Origin of the sequence: Brevundimonas sp. (assembly GCF_036659295.1) — a bacterium.
Classification (GTDB): Bacteria; Pseudomonadota; Alphaproteobacteria; order Caulobacterales; family Caulobacteraceae; genus Brevundimonas.
The window spans coordinates 2,444-5,382 of record NZ_JAVXCU010000122.1 but is presented as its reverse complement, the minus strand read 5'-3'; the positions used below and the strand labels follow the sequence as shown (position 1 = coordinate 5,382).

Sequence of the window (2,939 nt, the reverse complement as noted above, 5' to 3'; positions counted from 1 at the left end):
TTTATGATCTGGGCCAGTAAGGCGGGTTACAATATTGTAATCTCCATGCCTTTTGCAGGGCGCAAGAACAGTCTCTAAAAGACTGGGAAGGACGGCACCGTAAGGTCCGTCCTTCTGCGCTGTTTATGGCCCGTGGGCCGCCTTCGGATCGAACGACCCTATGAAGCAGTTTTTCCTGACCATGCTTGGCGTTTTTGCCGGTCTGGTGGTGTTCTTTGTGATCCTGCCGGTGGTGGGATTGTTGCTTCTGGTGGGGGCGGCAGCCAGTTCGTCCAAGCCGGTCACGCCGGCCCATACGGTGCTGGAACTGGACCTGCGTCGGGGACTGACCGATCAGGCGCCGACCAATCCATTCGCTATGCTGGACAGCAGCCAGTCGGTGCTGGGGGTGATCGACACCCTCGCTCAGGCCGAGAGCGACTCTAACGTCAAGGCGCTGCTGATCCGTGCGCCCGAAGGCGGCATGACGCCCGCCTATGCCGATGAAATCCGTCAGGCCGTCCAGCGCTTCCGCAAGTCGGGCAAGCTGGTGGTCGCCCACAGTCAGGGCTTTGCCCCGTCGGGTGTGGTGATGTCGTCCTATATGCTGGCATCCAGCGCCGACGAGCTATGGATGCAGAACACGTCGTCCTTCCAGGCCACGGGCGTGTCGATGGACTCGATGTTCCTTGGCCGTGCAGCCGACAAATACGGCGTGAAGGCCGAGTTCGAGCAACGCTACGAATACAAGAATGCGGTGAACGAGTTCACCCAGTCCGATTTCACGCCCGCCCACCGCGAGGCGATGACGGCGTGGATGAACTCCATCTACACCTCGGTGTTGTCGGTGGTGGCCACGGATCGCAAGCAGGATCCGGTGGCCTTGAAGGCAGTCATCGAGGCCGGTCCCTATACTCCTGAACAGGCGCTGCAACTGAAGCTGATCGACAAGATCGGTCAGGTCGAGGAAGCCGAAGCCTATGTGAAGGAAAAGGCCGGTAAGGACGCCAAGATTGTCAGCCTGGGCGACTATGGCTCGACCAAGGGCATGCGCAGCAGCATGGGTACGGGGGCCAAGTCCTCGATTGCGGTCGTCGGTGGCGAGGGTGCCATCATGACCGGACGCGGCAATAGCGGCTCGCTGTTCGGTTCGGGCTCGGAAATCCGTTCCGATGATCTGGCCCGCGCCCTTTATCAGGCTATCGAGGACAAGGACGTTAAGGCGATTGTCTTCCGCGTTTCCTCGCCGGGCGGTTCGCCCGATGCGTCCGAACAGATTCTGGCGGCACTGCGTGCGGCCAAGGCGGCGGGCAAGCCGGTGGTTGTGTCCATGGGCAGCTATGCGGCCTCGGGCGGCTACTGGATCAGCTCCGAAGCCGACTGGATCGTGGCCCAGCCCTCGACCCTGACCGGCTCGATCGGTGTCTATGGCGGCAAGTTCGCCTTTGCCGAGGCACTGGGTCGTTTCGGTATCGACACGCGCAATCTGACGGTGGGCGGTGACTATGCCGACGCCTTCAGCTCGGCCAGCGGTTTTGATCAAGGCCAGCGCGCAGCCTTCTCGGCCTCGATGGACCGCATCTATGCCCAGTTCATCGAGCGTGTGGCCCGTGGTCGCAAGCTGACGCCGGAACGCGCCCATGAAATCGCCAAGGGCCGCGTCTGGACCGGTATACAGGCCAAGGAGCTGGGTCTGGTCGACCAGCTGGGCGGTATGCACGAGGCTATCAACAAGGCCCGCCAGTTGGCCAAGATTCCTTCGGCCGAGGGTGTGCGCTTCAAATATTACCCGACCCCGCAAACCCCGTGGGAAGCTCTGGCTACGGCCTTTGGAGCCTCGGGGCAGGCAGCCTCTACTCTGGTCCGCGTCGGTCAGGTTCTGGGCGATCCGGCCGCTGTGGCGGTGATGGATCGCGTGCGTACCGAACAGATGCGTGCGCAAGGCGCGGCTGTCCTTTCCGAACAACCTGCGTTCTGATGCGTTAGGAGGAGGGTGCGGCTTAACGTGACAGGTCTGTGATGTCGCAGGTCATTGACCGTTCAGGTTTGTGGACCGACATTAGAGGCTGTGCGCTCCTCCCGCGCCCAATAAGGTATCGAGATTATGATCAACACTGACCCTATGGCCCAGATCGGCTTTGCCGCCCGTCGCCGCAACGGTGGTGGTCTGGCTTCATTTGTGGTCTCGCTGGTCGGACTTGCGGCGACCGCTGTGGCTGTGACCGTGGGCGCTATTTTGGCGGTACTGACGGCTGCGACCGTGGCTGTGCTGGCAGTGGTGGGCGGTTTGGTGCTGTTCTTTGCGGGTTTTGCCTTGCGGGCACGCCGTTCGCGCCAGATGCGCAAAGCCCAGAAGGCAGCCGATGAAGGCGTTATCGACGCCCAGAAGGTTGGCGATACCTGGGTGGCCTATGGCTGGGAGCGCGACGGCCGCTAAGGCTGCGTGAACATTATGGAGTTCATCGAGGCCCCGTCACCGAATTTCGACGAGCGTCGGGTTCTCCCTGACATTCTGGTCCTGCACTATACCGGCATGCCGACAGGGCAGGAGGCGCTGGAGCGTCTGTGCGACCCCGAGGCCAAGGTATCTTCGCACTATTTGGTCGAGGAAGACGGCCGCATCTTCCGGCTGGTGGCCGAGGAACGCCGTGCATGGCACGCCGGTCGCGGCGCATGGCAGGGCACAGACGATGTGAACGGGGCCTCGATCGGTATCGAGATCGTCAATCCCGGTCACGAGTTCGGCTATCGCGATTTTCCCGAGGCACAGGTTCAGGCCGTGATCGCCCTTGTGGCCGATATCCGTACGCGCTGGACCATTCCCGATGCCCGTATCATCGCCCATTCCGACATGGTCGGCACCGCAACCGGCGAGGGCGGAGGGGTCAGCGACAGGGTGACGCCTGTGGCCGATGCGCTCGAGGCGCCCTGACTGTCGGTGTCGTAGGCCATCATGCAGC

Annotated in this window: 2 protein-coding genes and 1 pseudogene; all 3 read left to right on the top strand. The window is 62.1% G+C overall.

Annotated elements, in window-relative coordinates:
• Window positions 1-160 precede the first annotated feature (160 nt).
• Complete coding sequence (gene sppA, locus RSB01_RS13415) at window positions 161-1,957, top strand: signal peptide peptidase SppA (protein ID WP_332591284.1); 1,797 nt, start codon at window positions 161-163, stop codon at window positions 1,955-1,957.
• Window positions 1,958-2,083: 126 nt separating this feature from the next.
• A complete protein-coding gene (locus RSB01_RS13410) occupies window positions 2,084-2,416 on the top strand; it encodes a hypothetical protein (RefSeq protein ID WP_332591283.1) in 333 nt (110 codons plus the stop codon).
• 15 nt (window positions 2,417-2,431) lie between these two features.
• Window positions 2,432-2,833 (top strand): annotated as a pseudogene (locus RSB01_RS13405) (N-acetylmuramoyl-L-alanine amidase); the annotation flags it as partial.
• Window positions 2,834-2,939 lie beyond the last annotated feature (106 nt).